Origin of the sequence: Kitasatospora sp. NPDC059088, assembly GCF_042738155.1 — a bacterium.
Taxonomy (GTDB): domain Bacteria; phylum Actinomycetota; class Actinomycetes; order Streptomycetales; family Streptomycetaceae; genus Kitasatospora.
The window spans coordinates 104200-121739 of record NZ_JBHYGR010000004.1; the positions used below are offsets into that span (position 1 = coordinate 104200).

At 73.5% G+C, this 17540-nt stretch carries 15 protein-coding genes and 2 pseudogenes; 5 read left to right on the plus strand and 12 right to left on the minus strand.

Going from position 1 to position 17540, the window contains the following annotated elements; genetic code table 11:
- The first annotated feature begins 69 nt into the window (after window positions 1-69).
- The 3 genes from ACFWXO_RS03310 (at window position 70) to ACFWXO_RS03320 (ending at window position 2065) form a co-directional block, all read left to right on the plus strand.
- Window positions 70-714 carry a TetR/AcrR family transcriptional regulator gene (locus ACFWXO_RS03310; protein ID WP_380521826.1) on the plus strand — a complete coding sequence of 215 codons (645 nt, stop codon included), beginning with the start codon at window positions 70-72 and terminating at the stop codon, window positions 712-714.
- A gap of 93 nt (window positions 715-807) precedes the next feature.
- Window positions 808-1509, plus strand: coding sequence for a peptidylprolyl isomerase (locus ACFWXO_RS03315; RefSeq protein WP_380521828.1), 702 nt, complete (start codon window positions 808-810; stop codon window positions 1507-1509).
- Window positions 1510-1648: 139 nt separating this feature from the next.
- The gene (locus ACFWXO_RS03320) at window positions 1649-2065 is read left to right on the plus strand and encodes a MazG-like family protein (protein WP_380521830.1); all 417 of its coding nucleotides are present in this window, start codon (window positions 1649-1651) and stop codon (window positions 2063-2065) included.
- Window positions 2066-2148: 83 nt separating this feature from the next.
- On the opposite strand, the gene ACFWXO_RS03325 is transcribed toward ACFWXO_RS03320, so the two are convergent.
- The 7 genes from ACFWXO_RS03325 to ACFWXO_RS03355 form a co-directional block, all read right to left on the minus strand.
- Window positions 2149-3438: a geranylgeranyl reductase family protein gene (locus tag ACFWXO_RS03325; protein ID WP_375889202.1), complete on the minus strand. Its 1290-nt coding sequence runs from the start codon at window positions 3436-3438 to the stop codon at window positions 2149-2151.
- A 144-nt stretch (window positions 3439-3582) separates the two neighbouring features.
- Window positions 3583-4278 carry a demethylmenaquinone methyltransferase gene (locus tag ACFWXO_RS03330; protein WP_380521831.1) on the minus strand — a complete coding sequence of 232 codons (696 nt, stop codon included), beginning with the start codon at window positions 4276-4278 and terminating at the stop codon, window positions 3583-3585.
- 70 nt (window positions 4279-4348) lie between these two features.
- Window positions 4349-4936 carry a hypothetical protein gene (locus ACFWXO_RS03335; RefSeq protein WP_375888948.1) on the minus strand — a complete coding sequence of 196 codons (588 nt, stop codon included), beginning with the start codon at window positions 4934-4936 and terminating at the stop codon, window positions 4349-4351.
- A 332-nt stretch (window positions 4937-5268) separates the two neighbouring features.
- Window positions 5269-5940, minus strand: a complete 672-nt coding sequence (locus ACFWXO_RS03340) for a hypothetical protein (protein WP_380521833.1) — start codon at window positions 5938-5940, stop codon at window positions 5269-5271.
- A 52-nt stretch (window positions 5941-5992) separates the two neighbouring features.
- Window positions 5993-7216 (minus strand): cyclic dehypoxanthinyl futalosine synthase, encoded by a 1224-nt coding sequence (gene mqnC, locus ACFWXO_RS03345; RefSeq protein ID WP_375888942.1) that lies wholly within the window; start codon window positions 7214-7216, stop codon window positions 5993-5995.
- Between the two features lie 182 nt (window positions 7217-7398).
- Window positions 7399-9144 (minus strand): serine/threonine-protein kinase, encoded by a 1746-nt coding sequence (locus ACFWXO_RS03350; protein ID WP_380521835.1) that lies wholly within the window; start codon window positions 9142-9144, stop codon window positions 7399-7401.
- Between the two features lie 280 nt (window positions 9145-9424).
- A complete protein-coding gene (locus tag ACFWXO_RS03355; RefSeq protein ID WP_375888937.1) occupies window positions 9425-10336 on the minus strand; it encodes a menaquinone biosynthetic enzyme MqnA/MqnD family protein in 912 nt (303 codons plus the stop codon).
- 454 nt (window positions 10337-10790) lie between these two features.
- On the opposite strand from ACFWXO_RS03355, the gene ACFWXO_RS03360 reads away from it, so the two are divergent.
- Window positions 10791-10994: a cold-shock protein gene (locus ACFWXO_RS03360; RefSeq protein WP_030287184.1), complete on the plus strand. Its 204-nt coding sequence runs from the start codon at window positions 10791-10793 to the stop codon at window positions 10992-10994.
- Between the two features lie 287 nt (window positions 10995-11281).
- On the opposite strand, the gene ACFWXO_RS03365 is transcribed toward ACFWXO_RS03360, so the two are convergent.
- A complete protein-coding gene (locus ACFWXO_RS03365; RefSeq protein ID WP_380521836.1) occupies window positions 11282-12607 on the minus strand; it encodes a dicarboxylate/amino acid:cation symporter in 1326 nt (441 codons plus the stop codon).
- A 462-nt stretch (window positions 12608-13069) separates the two neighbouring features.
- Between ACFWXO_RS03365 and ACFWXO_RS03370 the strand changes: the two genes are divergently transcribed.
- Entirely contained in the window at window positions 13070-14278 is a 1209-nt protein-coding gene (locus tag ACFWXO_RS03370) for an MFS transporter (protein ID WP_375888930.1), read from the plus strand.
- Between the two features lie 449 nt (window positions 14279-14727).
- Here ACFWXO_RS03370 and ACFWXO_RS03375 read toward each other — a convergent pair.
- The 4 genes and pseudogenes from ACFWXO_RS03375 to ACFWXO_RS03390 form a co-directional block, all read right to left on the minus strand.
- Window positions 14728-15456, minus strand: a pseudogene (locus tag ACFWXO_RS03375) (SdrD B-like domain-containing protein); the annotation flags it as partial.
- Between the two features lie 52 nt (window positions 15457-15508).
- Window positions 15509-16654 (minus strand): LacI family DNA-binding transcriptional regulator, encoded by a 1146-nt coding sequence (locus ACFWXO_RS03380; RefSeq protein ID WP_380521837.1) that lies wholly within the window; start codon window positions 16652-16654, stop codon window positions 15509-15511.
- 27 nt (window positions 16655-16681) lie between these two features.
- Window positions 16682-17026 (minus strand): DUF4229 domain-containing protein, encoded by a 345-nt coding sequence (locus tag ACFWXO_RS03385; RefSeq protein ID WP_375888924.1) that lies wholly within the window; start codon window positions 17024-17026, stop codon window positions 16682-16684.
- A 107-nt stretch (window positions 17027-17133) separates the two neighbouring features.
- Window positions 17134-17540 (minus strand): annotated as a pseudogene (locus ACFWXO_RS03390) (GNAT family N-acetyltransferase); the annotation flags it as partial.

Consider the following 17540-nt stretch of genomic DNA (forward strand, 5'->3'; position numbering starts at 1 on the left):
GAGTCGCATTACGATGAGCATGGCACGACCACCACCCCGCAGCAAGCCTTAATGCGACAGGAGTCGACTTTGAGCGAGGCCACCACTCCCGACCGGCAGCCGCCCCGCACGCCCACCCCGCGCCCGGGCGGGCGCACCGCCCGGGTCCGCGCGGAGGTGGTCGCCGCCACGCTCGCCGAGGTCACCGAGAAGGGGTACGACGGACTCACCGCCGAGGCCGTCGCGGCACGCTCCGGCGTCCACAAGGCGACTCTCTACCGGCGGTGGGGCGGAGTGGACGGCCTGATCGCCGACGCCCTGACCGCCTCCGCCGACCAGCCCTGGCCACTGCCCGACACCGGAGACCTCCAGGAGGACCTCCGCCGCATCACCCAGGAGGTGCTCAGCGTCTTCACCGACCCGGAGCGGGGTTCCACGCCCACCGCGCTGATCTCCGCCGCCCAACGCTCCGACGTCGGCGCGACCGCCCTGCGCGGGTTCTTCGCGGCCCGCCACCGCCAGGCCGCAGAGGTCGCCGAACGGGCCGTTGTGCGGGGAGAGCTGCCCGTCGGGACGGACGGCGCCGAGGTGATCAGGGCCGCCACCGCCCCGCTCTACTACCGGCTGTTCGTCACCGGCGAACCACTGGACGCCGGCACCGCCGAACGGGCCGCCGACGCCGCCGCCCTCGCCGCCCGGGCCGGTCTGTTCACGCCCATCCCGAAGGAGAACTGACACCACGTCACTATCGACAGCCGAAGGAGTACCGGCCGCCCCAGCCCCCTACCGAAGACCCACCCGGCCGTGGATGATTCCTCCATGACAAGCATGCCGTCTACCACCCCCCGGAAGGCCCGTCACGTGAAGCGCAAGCACTGGGCGCTGGTCGCCGCCGCCACCGTCCTCCCGCTCGCGGCGAGCACCGGCACGGCCGTCGCGGCCCCCTCCGGCGCCACCCCCACCCCGAGCGCGGCCTGCACCTACACACCGGCCGTCCCGGCCGACAACTTCAAGGGCATCCCGGTCTTCGACGCCGCGAAGGCGGCCCGCCCCTACCAGGCGACCGTGCGCACCAACCAGGGCCCGATCACCTTCGAGGCACTGACCGACAAGGCGCCCTGCACCACCTTCTCGTTCCGCTTCCTCGCCGAGCACGACTACTTCGACCGCAGCCACTGCCACCGGCTCACCACCCAGCGGATCTACGTGTTGCAGTGCGGCGACCCGACCGGGACGGGCAGCGGCGGTCCGGGCTACTCCTTCCCGGACGAGAACCTGACCGGCGCCACCTACCCGGCCGGCACCGTGGCCATGGCCAACGCCGGTCCGAACACCAACGGCAGCCAGTTCTTCATCGTCTGGAAGGACACCAAGCTCTCCCCCGCCTACACCCCGTTCGGCCGGGTGACGGCCGGCCTGGACATCCTGCAGAAGATCGCCGCCGCAGGCGAGGACGACCAGAACGGCCCGGGCGACGGATTCCCGAACGTCCCCGTGAACATCCGCCACGTGAAGATCGGCAAGCGCTGATCCACCGGCCGGGCAGGCGAGCAGGCGAACACAAGGGGGTGGACCGGGCGGCATCGGTCCGGCGCACAGCGGTCCGGCCCGCCCCCTCGCCGCTCCCGTACGGTGGCAGCACCACCGACACCGCAGGGAGCAGCACCGCATGGACAGCCGGATCTGGGAGAGCGTCGACCACCTGGTCGCGTGGCTGGACAATCAGAGCACCCAGTCGCCGCAGGAGGAACGCCTGCTGCGCCTGCTCAAGCTCTCCGAGGAGATCGGCGAGGTCGGCGCCGCGGTGATCGGCGCGACCGGGCAGAACCCGCGCAAGGGCGTCACCCACACCTGGGAGGACGTCCAGCACGAGCTCTGCGACGTCGTGTTCAGCGCCCTGGTCGCCCTGCGGACGCTCACCCCCGACGCGGCCCGGGTGTTCGACGAGCGCCTCGCCTACGTCGAACAGCGCTCCGCCGCCTCCCGCGACACGGCGGAGCAGGAGACGGCCGAGCAAGATCCTTCAACGCGGGGGACGACGGAACAGGGGACGGGGGCGCAGGGGACGGCACCGAAGTCGCCCTGAACGGCGCCGCCCCGAGCACCCGGCACCCCGCCGACCGCCGCCCCACCGCCCCACCGCCCCGAGCGCCCCGGCACCCCGCCACCTCAGGCGTTCGGCGCGACCCTCGCCAGCCCGTTGATCACGCGGTCCATCGCGTCGCCGCCCTGCGGGTCGGTGAGGTTGGCGAGCAGCTTGAGGGTGAAGCGCATCAGGAGCGGGCGCGGCAGGCCGTGCTGGGCGGCGAGCTGCATCACCTTGGGGTTGCCGATGAGCTTCACGAAGGCGCGGCCGAGCGTGTAGTAGCCGCCGTACACGTCCTTGAGGATGCGCGGGTAGGCCTGCAGGGCGCGCTCGCGGCCGCCCTCGGTGACGCGGGCGTGGGCCTGCACGATGACGCCGGCGGCGATCTGGCCGGATTCCATCGCGTAGGCGATGCCCTCGCCGTTGAACGGGTTGACCATGCCGCCCGCGTCGCCGACCAGCAGCAGGCCGCGGGTGTAGTGCGGCTGCCGGTTGAAGGCCATCGGCAGGGCGGCGCCGCGGATCGGCTCGGTCATGTTCTCGGGGGTGTAGCCCCACTCGGCGGGCATGCTCGCGCACCAGGCCTTGAGCACCTCGCGCCAGTCGAGTTCACCGAAGGCGGGCGAGGAGTTGAGGATGCCGAGGCCGACGTTGGAGGTGCCGTCGCCCATGCCGAAGACCCAGCCGTAGCCGGGGAGCAGCTTGCGCTGGTCGCCGCGGGTGTCCCACAGCTCCAGCCAGGACTCCAGGTAGTCGTCGTCGTGGCGCGGCGAGTTGAAGTAGGTGCGGTAGGCGACGCCCATCGGGCGGTCCTCGCGGCGGTGCAGGCCCATGGCGAGGGAGAGCCGGGTGGAGTTGCCGTCCGCGGCGACGACCAGCGGGGCGCGGAAGGTGACCGGTCGCTTCTCCTCGCCGAGCTTGGCGGTGACGCCGACGATCCGGCCGGTGCGCTCGTCCAGGACCGGGCCGCTGACGTTGCAGCGCTCGTAGAGCCGGGCGCCGGCCTTCTCGGCCTGACGGGCGAGCAGTTCGTCGAAGTCGGCGCGCTTGCGGACCAGGCCGTAGTCGGGGAAGGAGGCCAGCTCGGGCCAGTCCAGCTCCAGCCGGACGCCGCCGCCGATGATGCGCAGGCCCTTGTTGTGCAGCCAGCCGTTCTCGGTGGAGACGTCGATGCCCATGTCCACCAGCTGCTTGGTGGCGCGCGGGGTGAGGCCGTCGCCGCAGACCTTCTCGCGCGGGAAGGCGGTCTTCTCCAGCAGCAGGACGTCCAGTCCGGCCTGGGCGAGGTAGTACGCCGTGGTGGCACCGGCCGGGCCCGCGCCGACCACGATGACGTCGGCGGTGCTCTCGACCGTGCTGTCCGGCTTCGTCAGATCGGATGCGGTCTCGGACACGTGGACACACTCCTGGAGCTGCGGCGGGGGATGGCGGCTTTTGTCTCCGGCAGTCTAGTTCCGCTCACGCTGCCGGAGACTCCTGCGGTCCCCGTGCTCCGCCGCGTACCGCCCCCCCTGCGGCTACGCCTGCTTGTACCCGCGATGCAGCGCGACGATCCCGCCGGTCAGGTTCCGCCAGGCGACCTTGGACCAGCCGCTCTCCTGCATCCGGGAGGCCAGCGTGGGCTGGTCCGGCCAGACCCGGATGGACTCGGCGAGGTACACGTACGCGTCCGGGTTGCTGCTGACGGCGGTGGCGACGGGCGGCAGCGCGCGCATCAGGTACTCGGTGTAGACGGTCCGGAACGGCGTCCAGGTCGGCGTGGAGAACTCGCAGATCACCAGCTTGCCGCCGGGCTTGGTGACCCGGTGCATCTCGCGCAGCGCCGCCTCGGTCTCCTGGACGTTGCGCAGCGCGAAGGAGATCGTCACCGAGTCGAAGGTGTCGTCCGCGAACGGGAGCCGGGTGGCGTCGCCGGCGGTGAGCGGCAGCTCGGGGTGGCGGCGCTTGCCCTCGGTGAGCATGCCGACCGAGAAGTCGCACGGGACGACGTCGGCCCCGGCCTCGGCGAAGGGCAGCGAGGAGGTGCCGGTGCCGGCTCCGAGGTCGAGCACGAGGTCCCCCGGTCCCGCGGCCACCGCCTCGGCCACCGCCCGGCGCCAGGCGCGGGCCTGGCCGAGGGAGAGCACGTCGTTGGTGAGGTCGTACTTGGCCGCGACGTCGTCGAACATGGCGGCGACTTCGTGCGGCTGCTTGTCCAGGGAGGCTCGGGTCACGCCCCCCATTGTTCACCCTGCGACGGCTGCCCCGACCAACGGGGGCTCGGTGCGATCCGCCGACGGGGGCTCAGTGCGATCCGCGCCGCCCGCCCGCGCGACGGCGGCGGCGCGAGCGCTTGCCCTGGGTGATCGCGGGCATCCCCTCGGCCAGGGCGCCGGTCGCCATGGCCAGGTTGGCGCTGAGCCGGCCCTGCCCGCCGCGGACGGCGACGGCCCGCCGGTGGCGCCGGATGCGCAGCATGCAGATCACGAACAGCACGACGGCGACGGGCACGCTGAACCGGGCCAGGCCGACGCCGACGGGCTGCGGGTAGGTGTCGCCGCAGATCCGGACGGCGCCCGGGTCGTCGGCCGCGTGTTCCAGGCAGACGGCGTCGCCGAGCCTGATGCCGTCGGCGAGCGGCAGCGCGGCGGCGGTGTGCGGCTGACCGCTGACCTTGTAGCTGACGGCGCTGTAGGTGCCGCCGCCGGTCGGCAGCTGGGTGACGACGCCCTCGACCCTGACCGGGTGGGCCGCGATCCGGTCGGCCTGGTCGGCCTGGCGCCAACCGAGCAGGCACATCCCGACGGCCAGCACGGCGCTGAGCACGGCGGCGAGGTACCAACCACGGCCCATCCGCGGGGTTCGCGGCGGGGGGACGGTCGCGGTTCGCATGGTTCCTGTCCTGGCTTGCCTCCGGGGCCTGGGACACGGCCCCGCCGCCCGCGGGCACGGGTGGTGGTGTGGTGAGGGTACGGAGTGAGCTGTCCGGGATCGTATCCGCTGGCGGGCCCTCAGGTCACGGTGAAGGGACAATCACCCCCCTGGGAGGGCACGGCAGTTCGGGTGCACACGAAGGAAGTCCCCTGCACGGCAAGGCAATCCGCCTACTGATGGGTACGTCACACCGGAGGGCTCACGCCCGCCTCCGCCCGCCGACCGTCACCCCTTCGAGCCGCCCCGCAAGCGACCCGGTGAGCGACCCGGCAAGCCGCCCCCGCGGGCGGTCACCTCCGCCGGTACACCAACCGCCCGGCCAGCACGGTCGCCAGGCACCCACCGGCCGCCGGCCGGACCCCGCCCTCCTGCGCCTCCTCCGCCGCCACCGGGAACACCACGAAGTCCGCCCGCCCACCGGCCGCGACCCGCCCGTGCACGGCCCGGGCGAGCGGCAGCACCGCCAACGGGTCCAGCAGGCCCGCCCCTTCACCCAGCTCCCCAGCCCCCGACGCCCCCGGCCCCGGCCCCGGCAACGCCACCAGCCCCGACCGCGCCACCGCCGTCCGCACCGCGGGCCGCGCGAACGGCCCGGCCACCGCCGTCACGCCGAACCCGAGCATCCGCTGCAGGCCGCGCCGCGCACTGGCTCCGTACCGGGCCTCGTCGGTGCAGCCGACCAGCCCGTCCACGACCGGCTCGACGCCGATCTCCTCCCGCGGGTCCGGGTGGTAGTCCCGTTCCAGCAGCCGCTGCCCGCAGGGGTTGCGCAGGCCGGGCGCGAGCAGGGCCCGGCCCCAGTCCCGGACCCGGGCCGACGGATGGGCCGCCGCCAGCTCCGCGTACGGGCCGACGGCCTCGACCAGTTCACCACGCACCACCACCGCCCCGTCGGCGAAGGACGGGGCGGTGGGTGCGGCGGGGTCGGGCAGCAGGAACCCGGCCCGGTGCAGGGTCAGCACGGCGTCGACCGGAGCGGTCTCGGGTGTCCGTGGTCCTCGGTCGTCCGGGGCCTCAGCCGTTGTCCAGGATCTTGAGCTCGGGGTGCGCCGTGCCGCCCTCGATCGCCGTGGAGGCGATGTGCGAGGCGACCCGTGGGTCGACCGGGTCGTTGGCCGGGTCGTCCAGCACCCGCAGGTGCTCGTAGGTGGTGGCGCGCTGCGCCGGGACGCGGTCGGCGGCGCGGATGAGGTGGATCAGCTCGGTGAGGTTGGAGCGGTGCTTGGCACCGGCCGCCGAGACGACGTTCTCCTCCAGCATCACGGAGCCCAGGTCGTCGGCGCCGTAGTGCAGCGACAGCTGTCCCGCCTCCTTGCCGGTGGTGAGCCAGGAGCCCTGGATGTGGGCGATGTTGTCGAGGAACAGGCGGGCGATCGCGATCATCCGCAGGTACTCGAAGACGGTGGCCTGGGTCGAGCCCTTGAGGTGGTTGTTCTGCGGCTGGTAGGTGTACGGGATGAAGGCGCGGAAGCCGCCGGTGCGGTCCTGCACCTCGCGGATCATCCGCAGGTGCTCGATCCGCTCGGCGTTGGTCTCGCCGGTGCCCATCAGCATGGTGGAGGTGGACTCCACGCCGAGGCCGTGCGCGGCCTCCATGATCTCCAGCCAGCGCTCGCCGGACTCCTTGAGCGGGGCGATCGCCTTGCGCGGCCGCTCGGGGAGCAGCTCGGCGCCGGCGCCGGCGAAGGAGTCCAGGCCCGCCTTGTGGATCCGGGTGATGGCCTCCTCGATGGAGACGCCCGAGATCCGGGACATGTGCTCGACCTCGGAGGCGCCCAGCGAGTGGATCACCAGCTGGGGGAAGTCGGCCTTGATCGCCGAGAAGGCGCGCTCGTAGTACTCGACGCCGTAGTCCGGGTGGTGGCCGCCCTGGAACATGATCTGGGTGCCGCCCAGCTCGACCGTCTCGGCGCAGCGGCGCAGGATCTCGTCGAGCTCGCGGGACCAGCCCTTGTCGCTCTTCGGCGGCACGTAGAAGGCGCAGAACTTGCACGCCGTCACGCAGACATTGGTGTAGTTGATGTTGCGCTCGATGATGTACGTCGCGATGTGCTCGGTACCCGCGTAGCGGCGGCGGCGCACCGCGTCGGCGGCGGAGCCGAGCGCGTGCAGCGGCGCCGAGCGGTAGAGCTCCAGCGCCTCCTCCGGGGTGATCCGGCCGCCGGCGGCGGCCCGGTCGAGCACGGCCTGCAGGTCGGTGCTGGACGCATCGAGGGTGGTCGCTGCGAGCTCGGTCACCTGGCGGCCTTCTCTCTCTCAAGTGCAACTCGGGTACGGCCGAACCAGCCTACGCCAGGCCTTTCGGACGCCCGCGTCAGCCCGCTGAACTGCGCCTCGACCCGTCCCACCGGGCTGCCCGCAGCGACCCGCCACCGAACCGCACCGGCCCGCAGCGACCCGCCGCGAGCCGCACCGGCCCGCTACCGACCCGCCGAACCGGTCCTGCGCAAGGTGCCGGCCGGGTTCCCGGCGGCCGGGTCGGCGGAGGTGAAGCGGATCGTCCCGTCGGACCGCAGGCTCAGGGTCTCCGTGTTGGAGCCGCCGGTGCAGGCACCGGGGAGGGAGGAGCGCACCAGTCGGGACCGGAACACCAGCTCGGTGCCGGAGACCGACGTGAGCGTCCAGGCGCCCTCGCAGCTGATCGAGATCAGCCCGGAGACGCCGTTGTGGCTGGTGGTGGCCTCCTGGCCGATCGCCGCCTGGCGGACGGTGAGCGTGGTGGTGCCGCCGGGCAGCCCCTTGTCGGTGACCATGTCGCCGCTCCAGGTGCCCAGGAACGCCGCGGGCACCGCCCCCGGCCCACCCGTCCCGGACGGCGGGGCCGCCCCGGACGCCGCCGTGGAAGGAGACACCGGCTCGGAGGGCGACGCCCCCTCCGTCCCACCCGGCACGAAGGCCCCCGGCGACGCGACGGCCTGGCCCGGGTCCACGGACGGCACGGGCAGCGGCCCCAGGGTCGGCACTGACACCACCGGCTCGGACGGCCCGGTCATCGCGTACCACCCGTACCCGGCGCCCCCGAGCACCGCGACCACCAGCACCGCCGCCACCGTGGTTCCTGCCCGGCGGCGCCGACGGGCGAGCCCCTGCTCCTCCCCCGTCCCGGCCGGATAGCTGCACAGCGGCAGCGGCCCGTCCCCCTCCCCTTCTCCCGACGCCGACTCCGACTCCGCATCCTGCGCCGACGCCGACGCCGACGCCCACGTCGACGTGTACGACGCGTCCGACGCGTCCGACGCGTCCGGCGGCGCCTCCCCCTGCGTCCCCTCCAGGTCCAGCAGCTCCACCGCGCTGCGCCCCACCCCGGCCGCCAGCGCCGGCGGCAGCCAGTCGCCCCGCCCGAGCAGGGCGGCGGCCGCGCCGTCCGGGTCGAGGCGGGCGGCCAGTTGCCGCGGGGTGGGCCGGGCGGCCGGGTCCTTGGCGAGGCAGTCGAGGACGACCGCCCGCAGCGCCTCGGGCAGTCCGGTGACGTCCGGTTCCTCGTGGAGCACCCGGTAGAGCAGGACGGCCGCGCTGACGTCCGCTCCGAAGGGGTGGACCCCGGTGGCGGCGAAGGCCAGGACGGCGCCGAGCGAGAAGACGTCCCCGGCCGGTCCGGCCGGCTGCCCGTTCGCCTGTTCGGGCGACATGAAGCCGGGTGAGCCCACCACATAACCCGAACGGGTGAAACCACTGGTCGCGTCCAGGGCCCGGGCGATCCCGAAGTCGATCAGCCGCGGGCCGTCCAGCGTGAGCAGCACGTTGGAGGGTTTGACGTCGCGGTGCACCAGGCCGAGCCCGTGCACATGGGCGAGTGCCCCGGCGAGCCCGACGCCGAGGGCGCGGACGGCGGCCTCCGGCAGCGGGCCGTGTGCCCGGACGGCGTCGGCGAGTGCGGGGCCCGCGACGTAGCCGGTGGCGACCCAGGGCTGCTCGCCCTCGGTGTCGGCGTCCAGGACGGGGGCGGTCCAGGCACCGCCGACCCGTCGGGCGGCGGCCACCTCCTGCCGGAACCGGGCGCGGAACTCGGCGTCGTCCGCGAGTTCGGCCCGGACCACCTTGACGGCGACGGTGCGCCCGCCGGCCGTCCGGCCGAGGTAGACCCGGCCCATCCCGCCCGAGCCGAGCCGCCGCAACAGCCGGTAGGCGCCCACCTGGCGCGGATCGTCCGACCCCAGTGCCCGCATGCCCCGCACGCTCCCCTCGCCCACCCCGCACCCGCGCGGGACCCCGCCGGACGCACCTCGGGAGCAGACCGTACCGGGCCGGACCGACCCGCCGCCCGGCTCGCCGCCCGAGCCGCCCGCAGGCCGGACCGACGGCCCGACCGCCGCGCCCCGCCGGACCAGCGCGAACACCGTCCGCACCCCCGCGAACGCGGCGGCCGCACCCCACGCGAAGGGGCCGGCCGCACCACCACCGTGGTCCGGCCGGCCCCTCCCGCGGACGGCGGGACGGAGGCGGACCCTACGGCCCGACCGGCAGCGCCGCCGGCTCCAGCAGTCGCACCGTCACGTCCGGCGCGAAGCCGCTGTCGTGGGCGACCCGCCGGGCGAACTCGGCGACCCCGGCGAGCTGCCGCCCGCCGAGCGAGAAGTCGAGCGCCTCGCTGAAGTACCGCTCCAGCACGTCCGCCCCGATGGTCTCCCAACGGGCGGCCTGCTCGGCCACCTTGGCGGCCTCGACCAGCGAGAGGTCCCGCGACTCCAGGAAGGCCCGGTGGACGGCCGCGGTGAGCTCGGGGCAGCGTTCGGCGAACTCGCGGCGCACGGCCCAGACCGCGAAGACGAACGGCAGTCCGGTCCACTCCTTCCACATCTCGCCGAGGTCGTGGACGGTCAGCCCGAGGTCGGCGGCCTGGCCGAGGTAGGCGCGCAGGGCCGGGTCGCCGATCAGGACGGCGGCGTCGGCCTCGGCGAGCATCGCGCTGAGGTCCGGGGGGCAGGTGAAGTAGTCGGGGCGCACGCCCTCCCGCTCCTCCAGGAGCAGGCGGGCGAGCCGGACGGAGGTGCGGCTGGTGGAGCCGAGGGCGACCCGGCGGCCGTCGAGGTCGGCGAGCGGCACCTTGCTCACGATCAGGCAGGACATCACCGGGCCGTCGCTGCCGACCGCGATGTCGGGCAGGACCAGCAGGTCCTCGGCGTTGCGCAGGTACTCCACGCAGGTGATCGGGCCGATGTCGAGGGAGCCGCCGACGAGCTGGTCGCTCAGCTTCTCCGGGGTGTCCTTGGTGAGGTCGAGGTCGAGCAGGTTGCCGGTCCTGGCGAGGCCCCAGTAGAGGGGGACGCAGTTCAGGAACTGAATGTGGCCGACCCTCGGCCTGACCGGGGTGGTCTCCTGGTGCTCGGGCTCCCGCGTTTGTCCGTCCGGTGCTGCCACTGCGGCGCTCCCTTGCTGTTCGTGCGCTTCCCCACGGCGCTGTTCGTGCGTTTCACCGCAGCGTATGCCTGCTGTTCGCGACGGCTCGCACCGGCCACCCGACACGCGCGCGGGCGCTTCCGGACCGGCGCGCGGGCGCCTCCCGGCGGACTCGTGCGGGCCCCCAACACGCCTGCCCGCGCCCGTAACCAGCCCCGTCGGGGGGCCTACGACACGCGTCGTCCGAAGGGCAAGTGACCCCTGGTCGTCACAGCGGCCGCATGCTAGCGTTGCCCTCAGTTGCAGTTTGATTCCCCTTGCAGTACTTGAAGCCTGCGGAGCATGTAACCGCGGGCTTTTTGTAGTTTTTCAGCAATATCGAAAAACTTCGGACTCGTCCGGAGGCAGGGCGATCAGCGCAGCGGACCGGGGACCACACGGTGTGGCCCCCGACACGCATCGCAAGGAGAACGGCATGGCTCAGGGAACCGTCAAGTGGTTCAACGCTGAGAAGGGCTTCGGCTTCATCGCCCAGGAGGGCGGCGGCCCCGACGTCTTCGTCCACTACTCCGCCATCAATGCGAACGGCTTCCGTTCGCTGGAGGAGAACCAGGCGGTCACCTTCGACGTCACCCAGGGTCCGAAGGGCCCGCAGGCGGAGAACGTCACCGCCGTCTGATCATCCTCTGATGTTCTGATCGCTCGGGACCCTTCGGGTCCGCCGGCGGCTCCCGACAGCCGTCACCATGAGCACAAGAGCAGCACCCAAGGGGGCCTGCCCATCGCGGCGGGCCCCCTGCCTTTTCCCGGCAGACGGGGAGGGGCAGGAGTAGGCCGAAGGGCCCTCCCCGTCTGCCGGGAGAGGGCCCTTCGTGTCGCACCGATCGCACCGACGATCGAACGGCGTGCCGAGGATCAGGCAGCGCGATCGGCCGGCGTGCCGACGATCAGCCGGCGTGCCGAGGATCAGGCAGCGACCGGAACCGCGGCCTTCGGCGCGTCCTCCTCGTACAGGTCCCCGGAGGGGTTGTTGTACGCGGCCACGTCCAGGATCCGCTCCCGCGCCGCGACCACGACCGGCACGACCACCTGGCCGGCGACGTTGGTGGCGGTGCGCATCATGTCCAGGATCGGGTCGATGGCCAGCAGCAGGCCGACGCCCTCCAGCGGCAGGCCCAGGGTGGACAGGGTCAGCGTCAGCATGATGATCGCGCCGGTGAGGCCCGCGGTGGCGGCCGAGCCGACGACCGAGACGAAGGCGATCAGGATGTAGTCCTTGAGGCCCAGTTCGATGTTGTAGACCTGGGCGACGAAGATCGCGGCGACGGCCGGGTAGATCGAGGCGCAGCCGTCCATCTTGGTGGTGGCGCCGAACGGCACGGAGAACGAGGCGTACTCGCTCGGGACGCCGAGGCGCTCGGTGACGCGGCGGGTGACCGGCAGGGTGCCGACCGAGGAGCGCGAGACGAAGGCCAGCTGGATGGCGGGCCAGGCGCCCTTGAAGAAGTGCAGCGGGTTGAGGCCCGCGGCGAAGCGCAGCACCAGCGAGTAGACGACGAACAGCACCAGGGCGCAGCCGACGTAGATGTCGAGGGTCAGCGTGGCGAAGGGCTTGAGCAGGTCCCAGCCGTACTTGGCGACGGACTTGCCGATCAGGCCGAGGGTGCCGAGCGGGGAGAGCCGGATGACCCACCACAGCGCGGTCTGGGTCAGCTCCAGCACGGTCTCGCTGAGCTTGAGGACCGGCTCGGCCTTGGTGCCGAGCTTGATGATCGCGGCGCCGACCACGACCGCCATGAAGACGATCTGCAGCACGTTCACCTTGACGAAGGCGTCGACGATGTTGGTCGGGAAGATCCCGGTCAGGAAGTCGATCCAGGTGCCCTTGGAGTCGAGCGCCTTGAGGCCGTCGGTCTTGAGGTTGGTGCCCTGGCCGGGGTTGGTCAGCAGGCCCAGGCCCAGGCCGATGCCGACCGCGATCAGCGAGGTGATCATGAACCAGAGCAGCGTGCGGGTGGCCAGGCGGGCCGCGTTGGTGACGTTGCGCAGGTTGGCGACGCTCACCACGATCGCGGTGAAGACCAGCGGCGGCACGGCCAGCTTGAGCAGCTGGACGAAGATCTTGCCGATCGTCTCCAGGGTGGTGGCCAGCCAGGAGACGTCGGCGGCGCGGGCCAGGTAGCCGAGGCCGACGCCGAGCACGAGGCCGGCGACGATCTGCACCCAGAACGGTGTCTTGCGGATGCGGGTGAGCAGGGACGGCGACGAGGTCGCCTCGGGCGCTGTGGACATGGGGGTGCGACTCCGGGGGAGGGCGTTGCTGGCGGTGGGGCGGGGCGGAGGCGGCGGCACGGCTCGGGGCCGGACGGGGAGAGGTCACGAACCCCGGTCAGGGGCGTGCCGCCGCGATACAGCTCATGGCTGCGCAGCTCATGGCGCGACAACGGCGCGGGCTGTCCACAGCACCGTTCAGCGCACCCGGGCGGGCGGCGCCGGGCAGCGGGCCCGGGCCGTGCATCCGCAGTGCGTCTGAGGTGGTCACGGCCGATACGTTAGCAGTAAAGGTTTGAGATGTTCAAAGTACTTGTTTGAGATCGAGCCACGGCCACTCCCCACCCGGCAGTGAGATCCGGACACGAACGAAGCTGACGCCCCATCAGCCCCATCTTCCGGTCGGATTGACCGAACGGCAGTTATACGTATAACTTTGACGGCGTCCCCACCCTCCCCTGCCCTGACCGGAGAAGACCACCGATGGGCTACCTCGCCCTGCTCCGCGCCCCGCACGTCTCCCGACTCCTGCTCGGCACCCTGCTCGGCCGCCTGCCCGCCGGTATGACCGCCCTGGTGATCGCCCTCGCCCTGCGCGAGGCCGGCGTCCCGTACGGCCGGATCGGACTGGCCACCTCCGTGTACGCGCTCGCCGCCGCCGTCGGCGGGCCGGTGCTCGGCCGGATCGTCGACCGCACCGGCCAGCCGCGCGTCCTGCTCGCCTCCGCCGTGGTGGCCGGCGGCGGGTACGCGCTGCTCGCCCTCGCCCCCGGCTCCCCGCTCGCCGCGCCGCTCGGTGCCGCCGTCGCCGGCCTGGCGATGCCGCCGCTGGAACCCTGCCTGCGCTCGCTCTGGCCGAACGTGGTCGACGAGGAGCAGCTCGACACCGCGTACGCCTTCGACTCCGCCTCCCAGCAGATCCTCTACGTGGCCGGACCGCTGGCCGTGGCCGGGATCGCCGGCCTGTTCAGCCCGGTCGCCGCGCTCTGGGTGGCCGCCGGACTCGGACTGGCCGGTGCACTGGTGGTCGCCACCACCGCACCGGCCCGGGCCTGGCGCGCCCCCGCCCGCGACCACTCCGCCGGACTGCTCGGCCCGCTGCGCTCCCCCGGCCTGGTCCTGCTGCTGGTCGGACTCGCCGGGGCCGGCTGGGCGGTCGGCGCGCAGAACGTCCTGTTCATCGCCTACGCCGAGCAGCACGCCGACGGCCTGCCCGGCGGCGGGGGCACCCTGCTGGCGCTGGCCGCGCTCGGCGGCCTGCTCGGCGCGCTCGCCTACGGCATGGTCACCTGGCGGCAGAGCACCGCGACCCGCACCTGGCTGATGGCCCTCGCCATGGCCGCCTCCTACCTGCCGCTGGTCACCCTGCCCGGCCCGTACCCGATGGCCGCACTGGCCTTCCTCTCCGGCGTCATGCTGGCCCCGCTGCTGGCGGCCGCCTTCGTCCTGGTCGCCGAACTGGCCCCGACCGGGACGGTCACCGAGGCCTTCGCCTGGCTGGTGACCCTGTTCGCCACCGGCAACTCGCTCGGCTACGCGGTCTCCGGCCACCTCGCCGAGGGATCGCTGCGCCCGGTCGCGGTGTGCGCGGCCGGCGGGATCACCCTGGGCGGCCTGGTGCTGTTCGGCGCCCGGCGCTGGTTCCGCGGCGCGCCGGTGGCGCCGCTCGCCGAGCCCGTCCCGGTGGGCTGACCCCCACCCCCACAGACGACTGCGCCCGCCGGGGTCTGGCCGGCGGGCGCAGTCATGTCCTCCGTTCGTTCGGTTACGGCGATCAGCTGTGGCGACCCCGACGACCCCAGGCGATCACCGAGAACAGCACCCCGCTGCCGAGCGCACCGGCCGCGAGCAGCAGCGGGAGCATCCCGTTGCCACCGGTACCGGGCAGCTGTCCGCCACCGTGGGTCCACGAGGGCGACGGGGTGTGCGTCGGCGTGCGCGTGTGCGTGTGCGTCGGGGGTGTGCGTCGGCGTGCCGGGCTCACTCGTGGTCGGGCTCCCGCTCGGCGACGGGCTGTGGGTCGGGCTCGGCGAGGCGGACGGCGACGGCGACGGCGACGGCGACGGCGCCCCGGTCGGGGAGGGCGAGTTCGTCGGCGAAGGCGAAGGCGAAGGCGAGCTCGCCGGCACCACCCCCATGTCCAGGTCCAGGTCCCGCCGTCCGCCCTCCAGCCGCACCGTCCGGGTGATCCCCGCCGCCGGGTCGGCGTCCGAGTCCAGCGCCGGGTCCGTACCGGCGTGGCGCACGGTGGCCTTCGCCCCGTCCGGGATGGTCGTCAGGTCGAAGCGCACCGCGTACTCCCCGTCCGGCAGCTTGTCGAACAGGTAGTGCCCGCTCGTGTCGGTGGCGGTGGTGACGGGCTTGCCCGTCCGGTCCCGGACCGGCTGCCCCGTTCCGTGCAGCAGTGCGACCCGTACGCCCGGCACGCCGGCGGCGCCGGGCTTCTGGCTGCCGCTGCCGTCGCGGTCGAGCCAGACGAAGTCGCCGAGCGCGTTGTTCGGCAGGACGGGGGCGGTCACGCCGACACCGACCCTGGCGGGCTCGGCGGGCAGCAGCGGACTGCCGCCGGAGTCGGTGGCGGTGTAGGCGAAGCTGTTCCAGGCGAAGTCGGCGTTGCCGGCGTCGACCGAGGCGACCATCGGCCAGGTCAGGGTGAACACCCCGCCGGGCGCCAGGGTGCCGGGGCGGCGGACCCGGAACCAGGTGGTGGTGCCGGGTGCCGGGAAGGTGCTGCTCCACCGGGCGCCGGGGTCGCAGGGGCCGGGCACGGTGATGGCGCCGGTGACGCACGGGTCGGGCGAGGTGGTGTACTCGATCACCACGGTCGGGTCGCTGGAGGTCAGCGTCTGGTTCTCACTCATTGGGACCATCCCGGCAGGGCGGCAGCGCGAGCGGCCGTCAGGTCGCTTCCGGGGTGGGGACCTAGGACGGGGACGGAGCCGGGGCCGTCGAGGAGCGCAGCACCAGCGAGGTGGCCAGCGGCGCGACCGGTTCCACCCGCTCGCCGGCCAGCAGTCCGGCGAGCGCGGCCGCCCCCGCCCGGCCCAGCTCCTCGCCGGGCAGGTCGACGGTGGTCAGCGGCGGGGCGAGCAGCCCGGAGACGGCGACGTTGTCCATACCGACCACCGACAGGTCGTCCGGCACCCGCAACCCCCGCTCGGCGGCGGCCTGGTAGACCCCGGAGGCGACCACGTCGTCGTCGCAGATCACCGCACGCGGACGGTCCGCCCGTTCCAGCAGCTCCCCCGCCACGCTCCGCGCGGCTGCGTGACCGTCGTTCAGGCTCACACCCAACTCCACTACGTCCAGGCCGAGTTCACGCACGGCCTGCTCGAAGGCGGCCTGCCGGACCCGGAACGTGTACGCGGCGTGGGTGGACCGCAGGTGCCCGATCCGGCGGTGCCCCAGAGCGGCCAGGTGCTCGACGGCGGCCCGCATCCCGCCGGCCACGTCGAGCTCGACGGTCGGGCGCGCCCGGTCGGTGCCGGGGTCGGCGTCCAGGAAGACGGCGGGGGTGTCCGACGGCAGCTCGCCGAGCTGGCTGTCGTCCGGGGAGCAGATCAGCAGACCGTCGAAGCGGCCCGCGGTGGCGGCCTCGGCCAGGGTCGCGCTGCCCCAGCCCGAGCTGACCACGACCGCCAGGCCGTGCCGGCCGGCCTCGTGGTGGACGCCCTCCAGCACCCGGCCGAAGAACGGGCCCTGGAGGTTGGGCACGGCAAGCATGATCATTCCGCTGCGGCCCAGCCGCAGCTGCCGGCCGGCGGCCTGCGGGCGGTAGCCCAGGCTGCGGGCGGCCTCACGGACCCGCGCCCGGGTCGCCTCGGAGACCCGGCGACCGGCCTCGGCACCGGAGAAGACCAGCGACACGGTGGCCTGGGAGACCCCGGCCAGCCTGGCCACGTCCCGCCCGGTGGGCCTGCGCACGGGCGCCGGCCACGTCCCGGCGGCACGCCCGGTGCGGGTGCCGGTACCGGCGTCGATCTCGATCTCGGTCTCGGTCTCGATCTCGGCGCCGGTGTCAGTGCCGATGCCCGTGCTCGGGTGCGGATCGGCGGGTACCGCGGGCACGTTCGGCACGGCGGGACGCGCCCCGGGTCAGCTCTGCCGGGAGGACGCCGCGCGGGCGGCGTCGTCCGCGGCGTCCTCCTCGGCGTTCTGCGCGGCGATCCGGTCGGCGGTGCGGCTGCGCATCCCGGAGACCTTGGTGGTGATCTGGGAGGACATCTCGTCGCGCTGCTTGCTCAGCAGCACGTAGCTGAGGGGCGCGGAGGCGATCGCGGCCAGCAGGAACAGGAAGATCATCCCGGACTCACCGCTCACCGGGATGACCTGGAAGTGCCCGAGCAGCAGGGCGACCAGCAGGCAGGCGAGGAAGATGCTGGCCCGCATGGAGGTGTAGCGGAGCGTGGCGTGCGACTTCTGCGGGCCGTTGCTGCTCACTGGGACACATCCTTCTGGTTCGAGCCGGGGCGGGTCTCCCAGTCAAGCATGCCTGACACCGGGCGCGGGCCAGGGGGCCGCCGTCCCTCCTCGACGGCCGGTCGGCGCAGGTCCAGCCACATGGTGACGTCGTCGCGGTCGTCCCCGGGGGCGACCCGGATCGCGGCCGGCACCCGGCCCACCTCCCGGTAGCCGCAGCGGGCGTAGAAGCGCTCCAGCCCCAGGCCGCCGCGCGCGGTGAGCCGCAGCGACTCCAGGCCCCAGGCGCGGGCGACCCGCTCGGCCTCGGCGAGCAACTCGGCACCGTGGCCGAGGCCCTGGAAGTCGGGGTGCACCATGACCCGCTTGAGCATCCGCCAGTGCTCCATCGGCGCGAAACGCATCGACGCGAAGAACAGCACCCCGACCAGCCGGCCGGGGGGGGGCGGGGGGGGGCCCCCGGGGGGGGGGGGGGCGGGGGGGGGGGGCCCCGCGCCCATCAGGTAGGGGGGGTGCCCCAACACCAACCACAGGT